Source organism: Pseudomonas sp. SW-3 (assembly GCF_016615645.1).
Taxonomy (GTDB): domain Bacteria; phylum Pseudomonadota; class Gammaproteobacteria; order Pseudomonadales; family Pseudomonadaceae; genus Aquipseudomonas; species Aquipseudomonas mandelii.
Genome location: NZ_CP067098.1, coordinates 48,808 through 65,840 on the forward strand (window position 1 = coordinate 48,808; position 17,033 = coordinate 65,840).

Annotated in this window: 14 protein-coding genes; 5 read left to right on the forward strand and 9 right to left on the reverse strand. The window is 59.1% G+C overall.

Annotated features, from left to right (window positions below):
- The first annotated feature begins 296 nt into the window (after positions 1-296).
- A complete protein-coding gene (gene algB / locus JIO00_RS00235; protein ID WP_010465602.1) occupies positions 297-1,643 on the forward strand; it encodes a sigma-54-dependent response regulator transcription factor AlgB in 1,347 nt (448 codons plus the stop codon).
- Positions 1,644-1,650: 7 nt separating this feature from the next.
- Positions 1,651-3,438 (forward strand): ATP-binding protein, encoded by a 1,788-nt coding sequence (locus JIO00_RS00240; protein WP_200667366.1) that lies wholly within the window; start codon positions 1,651-1,653, stop codon positions 3,436-3,438.
- A 14-nt stretch (positions 3,439-3,452) separates the two neighbouring features.
- Here JIO00_RS00240 and JIO00_RS00245 read toward each other — a convergent pair whose 3' ends face one another.
- The 7 genes from JIO00_RS00245 to JIO00_RS00275 form a co-directional block, all read right to left on the reverse strand.
- On the reverse strand, positions 3,453-5,066 hold the full coding sequence (locus JIO00_RS00245; protein ID WP_083375349.1) for an EAL domain-containing protein: 1,614 nt from the start codon (positions 5,064-5,066) through the stop codon (positions 3,453-3,455).
- 75 nt (positions 5,067-5,141) lie between these two features.
- Positions 5,142-5,921: an N-acetylmuramoyl-L-alanine amidase gene (locus tag JIO00_RS00250; protein ID WP_010465609.1), complete on the reverse strand. Its 780-nt coding sequence runs from the start codon at positions 5,919-5,921 to the stop codon at positions 5,142-5,144.
- A gap of 103 nt (positions 5,922-6,024) precedes the next feature.
- Positions 6,025-8,028 carry a GGDEF domain-containing protein gene (locus tag JIO00_RS00255; protein WP_200667368.1) on the reverse strand — a complete coding sequence of 668 codons (2,004 nt, stop codon included), beginning with the start codon at positions 8,026-8,028 and terminating at the stop codon, positions 6,025-6,027.
- On the reverse strand, positions 8,029-8,904 hold the full coding sequence (locus tag JIO00_RS00260; protein WP_010465613.1) for an endonuclease/exonuclease/phosphatase family protein: 876 nt from the start codon (positions 8,902-8,904) through the stop codon (positions 8,029-8,031). It lies immediately after the preceding gene.
- A gap of 14 nt (positions 8,905-8,918) precedes the next feature.
- On the reverse strand, positions 8,919-9,560 hold the full coding sequence (locus JIO00_RS00265; RefSeq protein ID WP_200667370.1) for a thiol:disulfide interchange protein DsbA/DsbL: 642 nt from the start codon (positions 9,558-9,560) through the stop codon (positions 8,919-8,921).
- Between the two features lie 200 nt (positions 9,561-9,760).
- Entirely contained in the window at positions 9,761-10,372 is a 612-nt protein-coding gene (locus JIO00_RS00270) for a c-type cytochrome (RefSeq protein WP_010465618.1), read from the reverse strand.
- Between the two features lie 46 nt (positions 10,373-10,418).
- Complete coding sequence (locus tag JIO00_RS00275; protein ID WP_010465620.1) at positions 10,419-10,709, reverse strand: c-type cytochrome; 291 nt, start codon at positions 10,707-10,709, stop codon at positions 10,419-10,421.
- A gap of 191 nt (positions 10,710-10,900) precedes the next feature.
- On the opposite strand from JIO00_RS00275, the gene yihA reads away from it, so the two are divergent.
- The gene (yihA, locus tag JIO00_RS00280; protein WP_010465622.1) at positions 10,901-11,545 is read left to right on the forward strand and encodes a ribosome biogenesis GTP-binding protein YihA/YsxC; all 645 of its coding nucleotides are present in this window, start codon (positions 10,901-10,903) and stop codon (positions 11,543-11,545) included.
- A gap of 284 nt (positions 11,546-11,829) precedes the next feature.
- Here the strand turns inward: yihA and polA are convergent, their stop codons facing one another.
- Positions 11,830-14,601, reverse strand: coding sequence for a DNA polymerase I (polA, locus tag JIO00_RS00285; protein ID WP_200667371.1), 2,772 nt, complete (start codon positions 14,599-14,601; stop codon positions 11,830-11,832).
- Positions 14,602-14,675: 74 nt separating this feature from the next.
- Here polA and JIO00_RS00290 point away from each other — a divergent pair, with 74 nt between their 5' ends.
- The gene (locus JIO00_RS00290) at positions 14,676-14,966 is read left to right on the forward strand and encodes a DUF2782 domain-containing protein (protein ID WP_010465626.1); all 291 of its coding nucleotides are present in this window, start codon (positions 14,676-14,678) and stop codon (positions 14,964-14,966) included.
- A 58-nt stretch (positions 14,967-15,024) separates the two neighbouring features.
- Positions 15,025-15,975, forward strand: coding sequence for a homoserine kinase (locus JIO00_RS00295; protein ID WP_200667372.1), 951 nt, complete (start codon positions 15,025-15,027; stop codon positions 15,973-15,975).
- 115 nt (positions 15,976-16,090) lie between these two features.
- Here JIO00_RS00295 and JIO00_RS00300 read toward each other — a convergent pair whose 3' ends face one another.
- Positions 16,091-17,011, reverse strand: coding sequence for a zinc ABC transporter substrate-binding protein ZnuA (locus tag JIO00_RS00300; protein WP_010465630.1), 921 nt, complete (start codon positions 17,009-17,011; stop codon positions 16,091-16,093).
- Positions 17,012-17,033: the final 22 nt, after the last annotated feature.

Sequence of the window (17,033 nt, forward strand, 5' to 3'; positions counted from 1 at the left end):
AATCATGACGGACGCATCCTGCACGATGGGCCGTGCAGGGTCGTGCGTATTGCACGATCGCTTCCCGGCAACTTTGATTATTTTTGAATTGCGAGGAGGGCGCGGATGTCAGAAAGGAACGCAGGTAATCGCCTCAACGGCGATTTTTGTGTAAAAAATCAGAGAAATCAGTCCATTAGCTAATGGATGAGTAGAGAGCTACCCTGCCATGGCTGGAATGGATCAGAATCAACCATGCAACTTGCCCGATTTTTCCGGGACTAACTCAAGATCATTCATTAAAGGAGCGCAGGAACATGGAATCAGCCACTGAGCATCAAGGCCGCATTCTGCTGGTGGATGACGAATCCGCCATTCTGCGAACCTTCCGCTATTGCCTTGAAGATGAAGGCTATAGCGTCGCCACCGCGAACAGTGCAGCGCAGGCCGATGCGTTGCTGCAACGTCAGGTGTTTGATCTGTGCTTCCTTGATCTGCGCCTGGGTGAAGACAATGGCCTGGATGTGCTGGCCCAGATGCGCATTCAGGCACCCTGGATGCGGGTGGTGATCGTCACCGCTCACTCGGCTGTCGACACCGCCGTGGATGCGATCCAGGCCGGTGCCGCCGACTACCTCGTCAAACCTTGCAGCCCCGACCAGTTGCGTCTGGCCACCGCCAAACAGCTGGAAGTTCGGCAGCTCTCGGCACGGCTGGAAGCCCTTGAAGGCGAAGTGCGTAAACCCAAGGACGGACTGGATTCCCATAGCCCGGCCATGAAAGTGGTTCTCGAAACCGCACGGCAGGTCGCCAGCACTGACGCCAACATTCTGATTCTCGGCGAGTCCGGTACCGGTAAAGGTGAACTGTCCCAAGCCATCCACGGTTGGAGCAAACGCCAGAAGAAATCCTGCGTCACCATCAACTGCCCGTCGCTGACGGCGGAATTGATGGAAAGTGAACTCTTCGGCCACAGCCGAGGCGCCTTCACCGGTGCCAGCGAAAGCACCTTGGGGCGGGTCAATCAAGCGGACGGCGGTACCTTGTTTCTCGACGAGATCGGCGATTTTCCGTTGACGTTGCAACCCAAGTTGCTGCGTTTTATCCAGGATAAGGAATACGAGCGCGTGGGTGACCCCGTGACCCGCCGCGCCGATGTGCGCATCCTCGCCGCGACCAACCTGAACCTCGAAGACATGGTGCGCGACGGTCGTTTCCGTGAAGACCTGCTCTATCGCCTGAACGTCATTACCTTGCACTTGCCGCCACTGCGCGAGCGCCGGGAGGACATTCTGAACCTGGCCGACCGTTTCCTGGCGCGTTTCGTCAAGGAGTACGCACGTCCGGCACGTGGCTTTAGCGACGAGGCTCGCGAAGCGTTGCTGGGTTACCGCTGGCCCGGCAACATCCGCGAACTGCGTAACGTGGTGGAGCGGGCGAGCATTATCTGCCCTCAGGAACGGGTCGAGATCAGCCACTTGGGCATGGCCGAGACCCCGACCAACAACGCCCCTCGAATCGGTGCGGCGTTGAGCCTGGATGAATTGGAGAAAGCCCACATCGGTGCCGTCCTCGCCACCGCCGATACCCTCGATCAGGCGGCCAAGACACTTGGCATCGATGCCTCGACCCTGTATCGCAAACGCAAGCAGTACAACCTGTGAGCCGGCAATGAAACTGGCGATGAAGCTGCGTACTCGGCTGTTCCTGAGTATTTCGGCGCTGATTACCGTGGCGCTGCTCGGGCTCTTGCTCGGGCTGGTCAGCGTGATGCAGATGGCTGGCACCCAGGAAGTGCTGGTTCGCAACAACTTTGTCACGCTGGACCTGGGCTTGAAATTGCGTCAGGCCTTGGGCGATCAACTGATGGTCATGATCGACGAAAATCCCGACCCCGCAGCCTTCCAGGCCTCCAGGCAGCACTACCTCGAGCTGCTTGACGAAGGCATTACCCTTCAGCAATCCGGCAATGGCGGCTACGGTTTCACACAGGCGAAGGCTGACTACCTCGACTTTCTTCAGGCCTACGATCAAACACAAGCCTCGGTGCCCGTATTGACCGGCAACGAGGCGCTGTTGGAAAAATTCAATACCCTGCGCAGCGGTCTCGTCTCCGAACAAAAGCGTTCCCTGGATAACATCAATGACATCGAACGCCAGGCCCGGGAACGCGCGTTGCTGATTGCCGGGCTGCTCGGTTTGATAGGGCTGGCCGTGCTGATCATCGGGTTCGTGACCGCCCATGCAATCGCCCGGCGGTTTGGCGCTCCGATTGAAGCGTTGGTCCAGGCTGCCGACGACATCGGCCAGGGTAATTTCGAGGTGACACTGCCGGTTTCCTCCGCCGAGGAAATGAACCAGCTGACCAAGCGCTTCGGCATCATGGCAGAGGCGCTACGTGAGCATCAGGCGATGAACATCGACGAGCTGCTCGCCGGTCAGCAGCGTTTGCAAGCGGTACTCGACAGCATCGACGATGGGTTGTTGATGATCGACCGCGAAGGGTATCTGGAACACCTCAACCCCGTGGCCCAGCGTCAGTTGGGGTGGGACACCGACCGACTCGGTCAAGGGCTGGGCACAGCGCTCGATCGTCCTGAACTGGATGAGCAGCTGCAATTGGTGCTGCGCGGCGGGACCCTGGAGCGGGCGCCGGATGACCTGAGTATTGAGGTCGACGGTGAGTCGAGGTTACTGACGTACAGCCTGACCCCTGTCAGCCATACGCAGGGCCACATTCTTGGCGCCGTGATGGTGCTGCATGACGTCACAGAACAGCGTGCATTCGAACGCGTGCGCAGCGAGTTCGTCTTGCGCGCCTCCCATGAGTTGCGCACCCCGGTGACCGGGATGCACATGGCCTTCGGGCTGTTCCGCGAACGGGCGAAATTTCCTGAAGACTCTCGCGAAGCCGATTTACTGGACACCGTGAACGAAGAAATGCAGCGCTTGATGCAGCTGATCAACGACCTGCTGAATTTCTCGCGCTACCAAAACGGGTTGCAGAAACTCACGCTGGCGCCTTGTTCCATTGAAGAGTTACTGGAACAGGCTCAGACACGCTTTGCCGGGGCTGCGGCGCAGAAGGGTATTGAGCTGCGGGTGGAAGTGCAGGGGCCGTTACCCCGATTGCAGGCCGACCAGGCGCAATTGGACCGGGTGCTCGATAACCTGATCGATAACGCTTTGCGTCATACCGCCCAGGATGGACTGATACGTTTGCAGGCGCGGCGCCATGGCGAGCGAGTGATCATCAGCGTTGAAGACAACGGTGAAGGCATTGCCTACGGTCAGCAGGGGCGGATCTTCGAGCCCTTCGTCCAGGTCGGACGCAAGAAGGGCGGTGCCGGGCTTGGTTTGGCGTTGTGCAAGGAAATCGTTCAGTTGCATGGCGGGCGAATGGGCGTTTATTCGCGGCCGGGACAGGGCACGCAGTTCTATATGGCGCTGGCGGTGTAGACCCAGCAGTCTGCTCAGGCTTCATCATCCAGGCGTCGATTGCTCAATCGGCGCCCACGGGTAATCAGTTCGATGAACTGCACGGCGCTCAGTGCATGGGCGAACAGCCAGCCCTGACCATACTTGACGCCTTCGCTGCTCAGAAACGCCGCTTGGGCTTCATGTTCTATGCCCTCGGCAATCACCCTGAGTTGCAGGGCCTGGGCCATATGAATGATGTGCGGTGCCACGCCGCTGCTGGCGGCATCATGGCCCAGCGCATCAATGAACGCCTTGTCGATTTTCAGGCAGTCCACCGGCAGGGTTTGCAGGTAGGCGAGGCTGCAATAGCCCGTGCCGAAATCATCGATCAGGACCTGATGCCCGACATCGCGCAAGGCTTGCAGGTTTTCCCTGGCCACCACTACATCGATCAAGCCCCGCTCAGTCACCTCAAAAGCAATCTGCTTTGCCGCGACCCGGTGCAAGGTCAGCAGGCGTGCCATCACCTGGCCGATACGCGGCACCATGACGTCGCAAGCTGCAAGGTTGACGGAGATGTACAACTGCGGATTGGCGCGTAGCAGTTGCCCCAGTTGTTCGAGAAGTCGCTGCAATACGAAGTCGGTCATCTGGCGGATCTGGCCGGTGTTTTCCGCCATCGGGATAAACAGGTCGGGGCTGGTCAGCGTGCCGTCCGGCCTTCGCCAGCGCAGCAAGGCTTCGGCCCCGACACAGTTGCGGCTGTCGAGATCGAAGATCGGCTGATACAACACCTGCAATTCGCCCCGTCGAATGGCGCCGTTCAGTTCAGCGTCCAGTGACTGACGCTGGCGCACCAGCAAAAACACCATGAAACCGACCAAGGCACTCAGCGCCAGACTGGCCGGCAGCAGCCACCACCACACGGCTGGCACATGCATGTTCGTGCGTGGGGTGATCAGCACCAATTGGTATTCGGGGTTGTTGGTGGGCATGCGGTAAATCAAGCGGGTTTGTGTCACCTGCAGCGCATCGCGGCTTTCCAGGGGCCAGAACTCCGTGGGCGGCCAGGCCTGTGCGGCACCGAGGACAGGAATCGCACGAGTGCCATGGGAGAGCACCACCAGCAGGCTACTGCCCGGGGAGAGATCGACCATGTCGGTCAAATGGCCACGAGAGGTAGCGACCCGAAAGTTGCCGCGTCCCAGCATCAGCGCAGCACGGTTTTCATCGGGCTCGGTGGTGGTGTTCAGCCAGTAGCTGTAGGTGGGGCCTTTGATGTCCGGTGGTCGACTTAATGACAGCCCTACCTGGCGAGGTCGATTCGAGCAAATCCGCGAGGCGTCCATGTAGGCCGCTTCGTAAACAAATCGGTAGTTGAAGCTGACCTGTTGCAAGGTTGCGATCATTTCATCATCGCAGCTACGCAGGGGCTGGGCTTCCAGATCGTCGAGGCTTTCGCGTAGCTGCCCGAATAGCTGTTCAAGCCGGGCGAGGAAACGCTCGCCCTGGGCATTCATTTCCTGGCTTTCCCGCTGCTCCACTTGATGCATCGCCAGAAACAGGCTGGCGGTCATCAATAGCGTTGCACTCAAGGCAGCAGCCAGCGTCGCCAAAAACCAAGGGCGATAGAACCAGCTACGGAGCGTCTCTCGAGCTACAGCCATTATGGATATCCGAAGAATTACCAATGAGTTATAGCTGCTGATTGAGAAAAAGCCCTTACCGTCGGGCGGCCGTCATTATTTTGTCTGATTCAAAACTTGTAGAAGCGCCGCCGTCTGAGCGTCAGGAGTGCCATCGAATCGAGCGGGGCGGAAATGCATTTGAAAGGCCGCCAGTACATGGCGCGTAGCGACATCAAGCTCGCCCGTTTGTGGCGTGGCATAACCCAGTCGGGCCAGCTGTCCCTGATACCAGCTGATGCTCGGCAGTTCTGCTGCGAACTGGGTTTGCTGGCGTGCGACGGCCTGCTCGTTTGGCCAGACGCCTATGCCTTCGCCGGCCAGGCGCTTCCAGGGGAACAGCGGGCCGGGATCGAGCTTGCGCAGCGGCGCGATGTCGCTGTGCCCGATGATGGAACGAGGGTTGATGTTGTAACGCTTGCTGATGTCTTTGAGCAGGAAGATCAGCGACTGAACCTGATCTTCACTGTAGGGATACCAAAGGCGGCCCGTCGGAGTGTCTTTGAAGCCAGGATTGACGATCTCGATGCCGATGGAGCTGGAGTTCAGCCAGGTCCGGCCTTGCCATTCGCTTTCGCCTGCGTGCCAGGACCGAAGATTTTCATCCATCAGCTTATAGATGGTGGCGCCTTTGTCGTCACCGATCAGGTAGTGACTGCTGACCTCGCCGTGGGTCAGCAATTGCAGGGAGCGCTCGAGGGAGGCGGAGGTGTAATGCACCACCACGAACTGAATACGACTGTCGTGATTGGCTGAAGGGTGGCTGGTGTCGATCCGCGGGCCGCTGGCACAACCGGCCAACAGGAGCAGCGACGTAAAGAAGGCAAGACATTTCATGGCAGGAGGCAGTACACGCAAGTCAGTAATGCAACAGTGTAACGTACTGACTTGCGCGCAGAGCGCAAAAGCGCTGTTTTAAATAAAATGGAACAATTGGCTGTCAACCAGCCTCGACGCGATTGCGACCAGCATTTTTCGCACGGTATAGCGCCTGATCGGCTCTTTTAAGCACCAAGTCGCTGTGTTCTCCGGGTTTGAATGCCGTAAAACCTACGGAAATGGTGATGGTCACCCGCTCGCCCTTGAAGTGAAAAGGGCAGGCTTCAATCGATGCGCGCAAAGTATCCAGCAGTTGTGCGCCATTTATTGGTGACGTGTCGGGCATCAGCAAAACGAACTCCTCACCCCCGAACCGCGCAATGAAATCCGTCCCGCGCAGGCGTTTGCGCAACACGCTGGCAATGATTTTCAGCACTTTGTCACCTGCCAGGTGACCGTAGTTATCGTTGATGCGTTTGAAGTGGTCGAGGTCGAGCATCGCCAGCAACAGGATGTTGCCGTGTTGCTGCCATTCGCGGACTTCGTGTTCCAGCCGCTCACTCCAGGCCGCGCGATTGGGCAGGCCGGTGAGGGGATCGAGCAGCGCTTTCTGCCGTTGTTCTTCAAGGTGTTCGCGGTAGCCCAGCGCTTCCTGTTCCATGTGCGCCACGCGTTCGGCCAGGCTTTGCAACCGAGCCGCGACTTCCTGCTCACGTTCGTCGCGCTGTTTCTGGTGTTGATCCATGGTGCCGAGCAGGCCTTCGAGGTGGTTCTCCAGGACGTGCTTGAGGTCGTCCAGGTCCGCCGCTTCTTGCACGCTGCTCTGCAGGCCGTCGACTTGCTCGCGAATCTGCGTATCCATCTCGCGTGCAGCCGAGCGGTTGTCGGCATGGCCGTCGCTGGCAGCTTGCAAGTTGCTCTGGAACGATTCGAGACGTTCGTTGAGTTGTTGCAGGTACGCTTCGAATTCGTGCTGGCCGCTGTCGGTGATCGCCAGCATCAACGTCGCCAGATCATCGAGGATCGGGATCAGTTCGTACCAGTTCAACCCGTTTTGCAGACGATCACGCATCGCTTCGGCTTGTGGTCGATGGCGTTCGGGCAGCGTAAGGTCGTCGAGGAGGCCAAGGAGCGTGTCTTCGATATGCTTGGCGACTGAACTATAGGACGGCTCGGGTGAGTCGGGCAGGGCGTAGAGAACTTCCTCTGGCGCCAGGTGCTCCGCCTCGATGGTCACCGGGGTCAGTTCATCCGGGTTGACTGCCTGTGGCTCTTGCTCGGCTGGCGTTGGATCTATCGGTTGTTCGATGTTCGGCTGGGTCTGTGGCTCTACCGCTTGCGCAGATGCAGTCTCTGACTGAAGCACAGGCGGGACAAACACCACCAATTCCGGAGCAGGTTCTATTGCCTGTACTTCCAGTGATTCAGGGATCGCAGCGGCAGGTTGGACGTCGCTGACCGTTGGCTGTTCGACTGGCGGATGCTCCACCGCGGGTGCGAGATCAACCGTTGCCGGCGGGGTCTCGGCAATCGGTTCGACAATTTGCAGGGGCGCCGTTTTCACTGCGGGAGCGGTGGCCTGCGGGATGGCCTCATCCGCTTCCCGGTTACCAAACAGGCGCTGCAGAAAACCGGGGCGATCAGGTTCTGCCGGGTTATCCAGTTGACGTAAGGCTTTGCCTTGCAGGCCACTCAGTTCGCTGAGCAGCAACGGAATCTCACGGGCCTGACTGACTCGACCATCCAGTTGTTTGGCAAAGTTCTTCAGCGTCCGGCTGACTTCTCGAGGCAGTGGCAGTGTTTGCAGCTGAGTCACCAGCGCAGTCAATGCGGCGCTGGTCTGGTTGACCCGGGTTTCCCGGCGCTGCTCGGAGTCGAGTACGGCTTTTTCCAGGCGCGGAAGCAGGGCGGCCAGACCGGCGTCCATGTCATCGGTGCGCACGACTTCGCGCATTTCCTTCATGCACTGGTCAACGGCGCGATCGGTGCCTTCTGCGGCCAGGGTGCTGCGCACCAGCCCACGGCGCAGCAAGTCGAGCCGGGCATCCCATCGGCGTTCGAGCTTTTCCTGTTGTTCGATGCTTTTAAGGTATTTCTCTTTCCAGCGCTGTGTTTCGTCGCTCATTCATGGGATCCGCGAAGGGGCAGGACTCAACGCGGGGAATGCATCGGCCGTGAGCGAACCCGGCAGACGAATCTCTACCGCGACGGGCAGGTGATCTGAAATCGGTTGTGCCAGCACTTCGACCTTTTCAAGGGTCAGTGTGGGGCTGAGCAGAATATGGTCGAGGCAGCGCTGCGGGCGCCAGCTGGGGAAGGTCGCTTCCAGTTGCGGTGCTAGCAGACCGAGGTCACGCAACGGGGAGTTCTGCAGCAAATCACTGGCGTGGGTGTTCATGTCGCCCATCAGCACCTGGTGTTTGTAACCGCCGATCAACTCGCGGATGTAAGCCAGTTGCATGCTGCGAGCCCGAGCGCCCAGCGCCAGGTGCATCATCACCACCACCAGCGCCTCCGGACCTTCGCCGAAACGCACCAGAATCGCCCCGCGGCCCTTGGGCCCCGGCAGCGGATGATCTTCGATTGCCCACGGGCGCAGGCGGCTGAGCACGCCATTGCTGTGCTGGCCGAGGCGACCGAGATTGCGATTGAGTTGTTGATACCAGTAGGGAAAGGCGCCGAGCTGCGCCAGGTGTTCAACCTGATTGACGTAGCCTGATCGCAGGCTGCCGCCATCGGCTTCCTGCAAGGCGACCAGATCGAAGTCGCCCAGCAGATTGCCGATCTTTTGCAGATTGTCGGCACGCCCGGTGTGTGGCAGCAGATGCTGCCAGCCTCGGGTCAGGTAGTGCCGATAGCGCTCGGTACTGATGCCGACCTGGATATTGAAACTGAGCAAGCGCAGACGGCTGTCTGCGGGCAATCCCGTCGATTCCAGGTGATGCTCGTTGACCCGCGGATCATGCAGGCCAACGACACGTTCAGTTCCCCAGCGGCGCATGGCGGGCCCCGCGCTTAGTTGGCGACGGCCTTGGTTGCCGCTCGCTCTTTGGCTACCAGTTGGTCGGCCAGTTTCAGCGCTTGTTCGGCGCCGCCGGCAGAACCGATGTCAAAGCGATACTTGCCGTTGACGATCATGGTAGGCACGCCGGTGATTTCATATTTCTTGGCCAGTTCTTTGGCTTTGTTGATCTGGCCCTTGATGGCGAAGGAGTCGAAGGTGGCCAGGAACTTGTCCTTGTCTACGCCTTGAGTGGCCAGGAAGTCGGCCATGTCGTCTTTGTCGGTCAGTTTCTTGTGTTCTTTCTGGATTGCGTTGAATACCGCAGCGTGAACCTTGTTCTCTACGCCCATCGCTTCAAGGGTCAGGAACATCTGGCCGTGTGCGTCCCATGGGCCGCCGAACATGGCAGGGATACGGACGAAGTTCACGTCGGAAGGCAGTTTCTCGACCCAAGGGTTGATCACCGGTTCAAAAGCGTAGCAATGCGGGCAGCCGTACCAGAACAGCTCCACGACTTCGATCTTGCCAGGCACGGCGACCGGAACCGTATTGGTCAGTTCGACATAAGGGGCGGCGGGTGCTTCGGCGGCTTGGGCAGTCATGCCGAACAGGCTGGCAGCGACGAGTGCGGCGCTGATGATCAGATTACGCATGCTTTACTCCTGGACAATTTGGGTCGCCTCGCGCGACCTGTTTTCAGACAGGTCCTGGCGGGCTTGAGTTCTGTAGTGTAACGGCAGCGGCCACAAAAAAGGGCGGCCTGAGCCACCCTTTTTATACTTGCTGCGACGGATTAATAGAGCGTTAACGTTGCAGGAGATGTACTTCCCGCGGCACGCCCGGTTCGCCGGTCTTAGTGCAGGCCTTGAATGTAGCTGGACACCGCAGCGATATCTTCGTCGCTGAGCTTTTTGGCAATGCTTTGCATTGGTTTGGTATCGCCATCGTTGGCACGACCGCCTTCTTCCTTGCGGAAGTCGGTCAATTGCTTGGCAACGTATTGAGCGTGCTGACCACCCAGATGCGGGAAGCCGGCAGCCGCGTTGCCCTTGCCATCCGGAGAGTGGCAGCCGGTGCAGGCTGGCAGGCCCTTGGCCAGGTCGCCACCGCGGAACAAGGCCTCACCGCGAGCCACGACTTTCGGGTCGGCGGCGCCAACGCTGCCTTTCTGGCTGGCGAAGTAAGCGGCGATATCAGCCAGGTCCTGATCGCTCAGGTTGGTCAGCAGGCCGGTCATTTCCAGAACGGTGCGTTTGCCGGACTTGATGTCGTGCAGCTGCTTGTTCAGATAACGCTCGCCCTGGCCTGCCAGTTTCGGAAAGTTAGGCGCCATGCTGTTGCCATCCGGGCCATGACAGGCGCCACATACTGCGGCTTTCGCCTGACCAGCAGTTGCATCACCTGCAGCATGGGCTACGCCGGAGATCCCCACGGTCAACAGCAGACTCACGATCAATTTGTTCATCAGCTAATCCAACTACGGCTAAGGGTTAAAGAGTTATGGACCGGGATCACTCGCTCATCCACTGGATGATTGCCTGGTAATCCTCGGCACTGCAGTCCATGCACAAACCACGCGGCGGCATCGCCTTGAAACCCTGGGTCACGTGTTGCACCAGCGTCCCCATACCTTTCGCCAACCTCGGCGTCCAAGCTTCCTGGTCGCCCTTTTTGGGCGCCATGGGTAGTTGGCCGGAATGACAGGCACCACAAACACGGTTGTACACAGCTTCCGGATCCTGTGTAGCCTGAGCGCTGTAAAGCGGCATCAAGACACCGGCAGCTAGCAGCCATTTCGTCATAAAACGACCTTTTCAGGGTTGAGAGCGTTCTGCGTTCTAATGCGCAATCAAGGTCAATCGCTCTCGTGAACTTCATCCTACGCTGGGACAAAGCGCACACAAAATCTGCGGCATTATATACTGGCGTCACTGAAACGGAAACGACACCGCTTGCCGCGTCCATTCCCGGCGCCGCCCACATCGGAAATCCCATGCAACTCAAGAACCCCATCCTCGGCCTGTGCCAACAGTCCACCTTCATGCTCAGCGCTGCCAAAGTCGATCAATGTCCCGACGACGAAGGCTTTGAAGTGGCCTTCGCCGGGCGTTCCAACGCCGGCAAATCCAGCGCGCTGAACACCCTGACGCACGCCAGCCTGGCGCGAACCTCGAAAACTCCGGGTCGCACGCAGCTCTTGAACTTCTTCAAGCTAGACGATGATCGTCGTCTGGTCGACCTTCCGGGTTACGGTTACGCGAAAGTGCCTATCCCGTTGAAGCTGCACTGGCAGCGTCACCTGGAAGCTTATCTGGGTGGTCGCGAAAGTCTGAAAGGCCTGATTCTGATGATGGACATCCGTCATCCAATGACCGATTTCGACCTGTTGATGCTCGACTGGGCCGTCGCCAGTGGCATGCCGATGCACATTTTGCTGACTAAAGCTGACAAGCTGACCTATGGCGCGGCGAAAAACGTGCTGCTCAAGGTTCAGGCAGACATCCGCAAAGGATGGGGCGATGCGATTAGCATCCAGCTGTTCTCGGCGCCAAAGCGCATGGGTCTGGAAGACGCCTACACTGTATTGGCAGGCTGGATGGAGCTGGCGGACAAAGGCTCCGAGGTTGCGGAGCAATAAATCGCAGGCAAAAAAAACCCCGGACTTCTTATGGGGAGGGGGAAGTTCCGGGGTTCAAGTTCCGGACCGCTAGGGCGGGGTCCAGATATCTGCCAACACTTAACACAACATAGGAGCATCGAAGGGCTTCACCAGCCATTCAGTAACTCTGAGTGGCAGTTCACAGGTTTAGTTCCGGAGCTTCAGAAACCATTTGTAATAAGTGTGATTTCTTTCCGAAATAAGGGCTCTTGACCCATCTGCCGCGGCACTATGCCGCAGCAGAAAACGCTCTTTCAGACGGCTCAGTGAGCCTCATCCCAGTTATTGCCTACGCCAACCTCGACCAGAAGCGGTACATCCAGCTTCACGGCGTCGCTCATGTGCACGCGAATTTCATCGCGGACCTGGTCGACCAGATCTTCACGCACCTCAAGCACCAATTCATCGTGCACCTGCAGGATGACTTTGGCGTCGAGGCCCGAGGAGGTCAGCCAGTTATCCACCGCCACCATGGCTTTTTTGATGATGTCCGCCGCCGTACCCTGCATCGGGGCGTTGATCGCCGTGCGTTCTGCGCCTTTGCGCAGGGCCGGGTTTTTCGCGTTGATTTCCGGCAGGTACAGGCGTCGGCCGAAGATCGTTTCGACAAAACCTTGCTCGGCCGCCTGGGTGCGGGTGCGTTCCATGTACGCCAGAACACCCGGATAGCGGGCGAAATAACGGTCGATGTATGCCTGGGATTGCTTGCGATCAACGCCGATCTGCTTGGCCAGGCCAAACGCGCTCATGCCGTAGATCAAACCGAAGTTGATCGCCTTGGCGCTGCGACGTTGATCGGTGGTGACGTCGGCCAGTTCCACGCCGAACACTTCGGCGGCGGTGGCCTTGTGCACGTCCAGGTCATTGCGGAAGGCGTGCAGCAAACCTTCGTCCTTGGCCAGGTGCGCCATGATCCGCAGCTCGATTTGCGAATAGTCCGCCGCCAGCAGCTTGTAGCCCTTTGGCGCGACGAACGCCTGACGAATCCGCCGCCCTTCGGCCGTGCGGATTGGAATGTTCTGCAAGTTCGGATCGCTGGACGACAAGCGCCCGGTCGCCGCGACAGCTTGATGATAGGACGTGTGAATCCGCCCGGTGCGCGGGTTGATCTGTTCCGGCAGGCGATCGGTGTAAGTGCTTTTCAGCTTGCTCATCGAGCGGTACTGCATCAGCACTTTGGGCAACGGGTAATCCTGCTCGGCCAGTTCCGCCAGGACGGCTTCGGCGGTGGACGCCTGGCCCTTGGCGGTTTTGCTGAGGATCGGCAACCCGAGTTTTTCGTACAGGATCACGCCCAATTGCTTCGGCGAGCCCAAGTTGAATTCTTCACCGGCGATGGCGAATGCCTCACGCTCCAGCGCGACCATTTTGTCGCCGAGCTCGACGCTTTGGATGCCCAGCAGGTTGGCATCGACCAACGCGCCCTGGCGTTCGATTCGCGCCAGTACCGGCACCAACGGCATTTCGATTTCGCTCAGGACTTTGCTCAGGCTCGGAATGGCATTGAGCTTTTCCTGCAAGGTCTGGTGCAGGCGCAGCGTCACGTCGGCGTCTTCGGCGGCGTAAGGTCCGGCCAGTTCCAGCGAGATCTGGTCAAACGTCAACTGCTTGGCACCCTTGCCGGCGATGTCCTGAAAACTCGTAGTGGTGTGGTTCAGGTACTTGAGCGCCAGGCTGTCCATGTCGTGGCGGGTCGCGGTGGAATCCAGCACGTAAGATTCGAGCATGGTGTCGAACGCGATGCCTTGCACGGTGATACCGCAATTCTGGTCGCCACCGATGGCGCAGTTGGCGAGGATGTTCATGTCGAACTTGGCGTGCTGGCCGACCTTGAGTTTGTTCGGATCTTCCAGAATCGGTTTCAGCGCGCGCAGCACGGTGTCGCGATCAAGCTGATCCGGCACACCCATGTAGGAATGGGTCAGCGGGATGTAGGCTGCTTCGTTGGCCTGTACAGCAAACGACAGGCCGACAAGCTGCGCCTGCTGCGCATCGATGCCGGTGGTTTCGGTATCAAAGGCGATCAATTTGGCGTCGTTGAGCTTCTTCAGCCACAGGTCGAAATCGGCCTGGGTGAGGATCGTGGTGTACTTGAGCTCGGTCTCGACTGCGGCTTCTTCGGCCAGCGGAGCGGTGACTTCCTGCCCCGAACGCTTGGCATCACGCTGGTTTTCTTCAAACCAGCTCTTGAATTCCAGCAGGGTGTAGAGCTCGGCGAGTTTGTCGTGATCCGGCCGGCCCATTTGCAGGTCGTCGAGCCCGATGTCCAGCGGCACGTCGATCTTGATGGTTGCCAATTGATAGGAGAGGAATGCCATCTCCTTATGCTCTTCGAGCTTGGCCGGCAGGGTCTTGGCGCCGCGAATCGGCAGGGTCGGGACGATGTCGAGCTGTGCGTACAGCTCGGTCAGACCGCCGTTCACACCCACCAACAGGCCGGAAGCGGTTTTAGGACCAATGCCTGGAACGCCCGGAATGTTGTCGGAAGAATCGCCCATCAGTGCCAGATAATCGATGATCTGCTCGGGAGCGACGCCGAATTTCTCCTTCACGCCCTCCACGTCCAGCGCGCTACCGGTCATGGTGTTGACCAAGGTAATGTGGCCGTCGACCAGTTGCGCCATGTCCTTGTCGCCGGTGGAGATCACCACTGGTCGGTCAGCTGCTGCGCTGCTGCGGGCCAAAGTGCCGATCACGTCATCGGCCTCGACGCCTTCGACGCACAATAACGGGAAGCCCAGCGCGATCACGCTCTGATGCAGTGGCTCAATCTGTACGCGCATGTCGTCGGGCATGCTCGGACGGTTAGCTTTGTACTCGGCGAACATTTCGTCACGGAATGTCCCGCCCTTGGCGTCGAACACCACGGCGAACGGACTGTCCGGGTACTGCTTGCGCAGACTCTTGAGCATGTTCAACACGCCTTTGACCGCTCCGGTCGGCAAACCCTTGGAAGTGGTCAGCGGCGGCAGGGCGTGAAAGGCGCGATACAGGTAAGAAGAACCGTCCACCAGGACGAGGGGGGCTTGGCTCATGAGCAGGATCAACCTTTTCGGCGGGTCCGGCGCTAGAATAGCGGGACCGTTGACGACAAAGGGACAAGGTTATCATGCGCACACTAAATCGCCTGTTGCTGGCTGGCTTGTTTGCAACCGTTCCCCTGGCCGTCATGGCGGCGGATGATGCGCCGACACCGGAGCCGGAAGTCACGATCCGCACGGAAGGGGACAAAACGATTCAGGAGTACCGCCAAAACGGTTTCCTGTACGCGATCAAGGTCACGCCGAAGGTCGGACCGCCGTATTTCCTGGTGCGTGCGGATGGGACAGATGCAAACTTCATCCGCTCGGATCAGCCGGATATGCTGATTCCGTCGTGGAAGATTTTTGAATGGAAGTAGTTTCTTAATTTCAATCGGCGCTGGCTCATGCAGCGGCGCCCGTACTGGCAGTTTAAACATGTCTGTGTTCACCCCGCTGGCTCGGCCCGAGCTGGAAACCTTTCTCGCCCCATACGGGCTCGGCCGCCTGCTTGATTTCCAGGGAATTGCCGCCGGTAGTGAAAACACCAATTTCTTCATCAGCCTGGAGCAGGGCGAGTTTGTCCTGACCCTGGTCGAGCGCGGTCCGGTTCAGGAGATGCCGTTCTTCATCGAACTGCTCGATGTGCTGCACGAGGCCGACTTGCCGGTGCCTTACGCACTGCGCACCACCGACGGCGTGGCCTTGCGCGAACTGGCCGGTAAGCCTGCGCTGTTGCAACCACGCCTGGCCGGCAAGCACATCAAGGAAGCCAACGCGCAGCATTGCGCCCAAGTCGGCGAGTTGCTGGGCCATCTGCATCTGGCGACCCAAGCCAACATGGTCAAGCGCAAAACCGATCGTGGCCTGGACTGGATGCTGGAGGAGGGCACGCAGTTGCTCTCCCACCTGAATGCCGAGCAGAGTGATTTGTTGCAGCGGGCGCTGGACGAAATCACTCTGCAGAAGACGAAAATTCTGGCGTTGCCACGGGCCAACATCCACGCGGATCTGTTCCGCGACAACGCGATGTTCGAAGGCACGCACCTGACCGGGTTGATCGACTTCTACAACGCGTGCTCGGGGCCGATGCTCTACGACGTTGCAATTGCCTTGAATGACTGGTGTTCGGATGACGACGGGCTGATCGACGGGCCGCGGGCGCGGGCGTTGCTCGGGGCCTATGCCGCGTTGCGTCCGTTCACTGCCGCAGAGGCTGAACTGTGGCCGACCATGTTGCGCGTGGCGTGTGTGCGGTTCTGGTTGTCACGGTTGATTGCCGCGGAGTCGTTTGCCGGGCAGGACGTGTTGATTCACGATCCGATGGAGTTTCAGCAGCGGTTGGCGCAGCGCCAGAAGGTCAGTACGCCGCTACCGTTCGCCCTTTAACAGCTTCGCGGCAAGCCTCGCTCCTACAGGTTTGTGTCGTGCACATTATCTGTGAACGGCACAAATTCCGTAGGAGCGAGGCTTGCCCGCGGATGGGGCGTCGCAGATCCCGCTGTTACAACGACTCCAGACACCCCGCCAAATCATTCCCCAACTTCTCCAGCACCTGCTCATACCCCTGCGCAGTCGCCGGCGTGTACCCGCCCAACGCATCCAGCTCCGCCAATTTCACCGGCAGGCCTGCCACCAGGGTTTCCGCCAGGCGCGGACGCAACGGCGGTTCACTGAACACACAGGTCTTGCCGACTTCCTGCAACCGCGTGCGCATCGCTGCGACGTGCTGGGCGCCCGGCTGGACTTCGGCGGCGACGCTGAATACGCCTGCGTGCTTGAGGCCGTAGGCGTCTTCAAAGTAGTCGAAGGCCTCGTGGAATACGAAGTACGGTTTGCCTGCGATGCCGGCCAGACGCGCTTTCAAGCGAAGATCCATTGCATCCAGACGCTCATCGAACGCCTTGAGGTTGCTCTGATAACGCGTGGCGTTGGCCGGATCGGTTGCACTCAAGTCAGCAGCCATTTTTGTGGCGATCACGCGAGCGTTTACCGGAGACAACCACAAATGCGCGTCCAGGCTGCCGGGGCGATGATCGTGGTCATGCTCATCGGCTTCTTCCGCGTGCGAATGGTTGTCTTCGCCGAAGTGGCGAAGTTTCAGTCCCGGCAGATCCTGCACAGCGACGCTCGGCAGCGTTCGACCGTTCAGCACGCGAGGAAGGAACCCTTCCATGTCCGGACCGATCCAGTAAACCAGATCCACCGATTGCACCTTCCGTACGTCGGAAGGACGCAAGGCATAGTTATGCGGTGAAGCGCCCGGTGGTAGCAGCACTTCCGGGATTGCCACGCCGTCCTGCACCGCAGCGGCAATCAGCTGTAGCGGCTTGATGCTGGTGAGGACTTTGACGTCGGCTTGAGCTGAGCCAATGAACAGAAAACTTGCGGCAAATGTGACAAAGATAGAAAAAAGTCGGGACACGATGACCACTCGAAGAGGCGAG

Coding starts and splice junctions, on each gene's coding strand:
- algB (WP_010465602.1), top strand. CDS start 297: ATGGAATCAGCCACTGAGCATCAAGGCCGCATTCTGCTGGTGGATGAC.
- JIO00_RS00240 (WP_200667366.1), top strand. CDS start 1,651: ATGAAACTGGCGATGAAGCTGCGTACTCGGCTGTTCCTGAGTATTTCG.
- JIO00_RS00245 (WP_083375349.1), bottom strand. CDS start 5,066: ATGGCTGTAGCTCGAGAGACGCTCCGTAGCTGGTTCTATCGCCCTTGG.
- JIO00_RS00250 (WP_010465609.1), bottom strand. CDS start 5,921: ATGAAATGTCTTGCCTTCTTTACGTCGCTGCTCCTGTTGGCCGGTTGT.
- JIO00_RS00255 (WP_200667368.1), bottom strand. CDS start 8,028: ATGAGCGACGAAACACAGCGCTGGAAAGAGAAATACCTTAAAAGCATC.
- JIO00_RS00260 (WP_010465613.1), bottom strand. CDS start 8,904: ATGCGCCGCTGGGGAACTGAACGTGTCGTTGGCCTGCATGATCCGCGG.
- JIO00_RS00265 (WP_200667370.1), bottom strand. CDS start 9,560: ATGCGTAATCTGATCATCAGCGCCGCACTCGTCGCTGCCAGCCTGTTC.
- JIO00_RS00270 (WP_010465618.1), bottom strand. CDS start 10,372: ATGAACAAATTGATCGTGAGTCTGCTGTTGACCGTGGGGATCTCCGGC.
- JIO00_RS00275 (WP_010465620.1), bottom strand. CDS start 10,709: ATGACGAAATGGCTGCTAGCTGCCGGTGTCTTGATGCCGCTTTACAGC.
- yihA (WP_010465622.1), top strand. CDS start 10,901: ATGCAACTCAAGAACCCCATCCTCGGCCTGTGCCAACAGTCCACCTTC.
- polA (WP_200667371.1), bottom strand. CDS start 14,601: ATGAGCCAAGCCCCCCTCGTCCTGGTGGACGGTTCTTCTTACCTGTAT.
- JIO00_RS00290 (WP_010465626.1), top strand. CDS start 14,676: ATGCGCACACTAAATCGCCTGTTGCTGGCTGGCTTGTTTGCAACCGTT.
- JIO00_RS00295 (WP_200667372.1), top strand. CDS start 15,025: ATGTCTGTGTTCACCCCGCTGGCTCGGCCCGAGCTGGAAACCTTTCTC.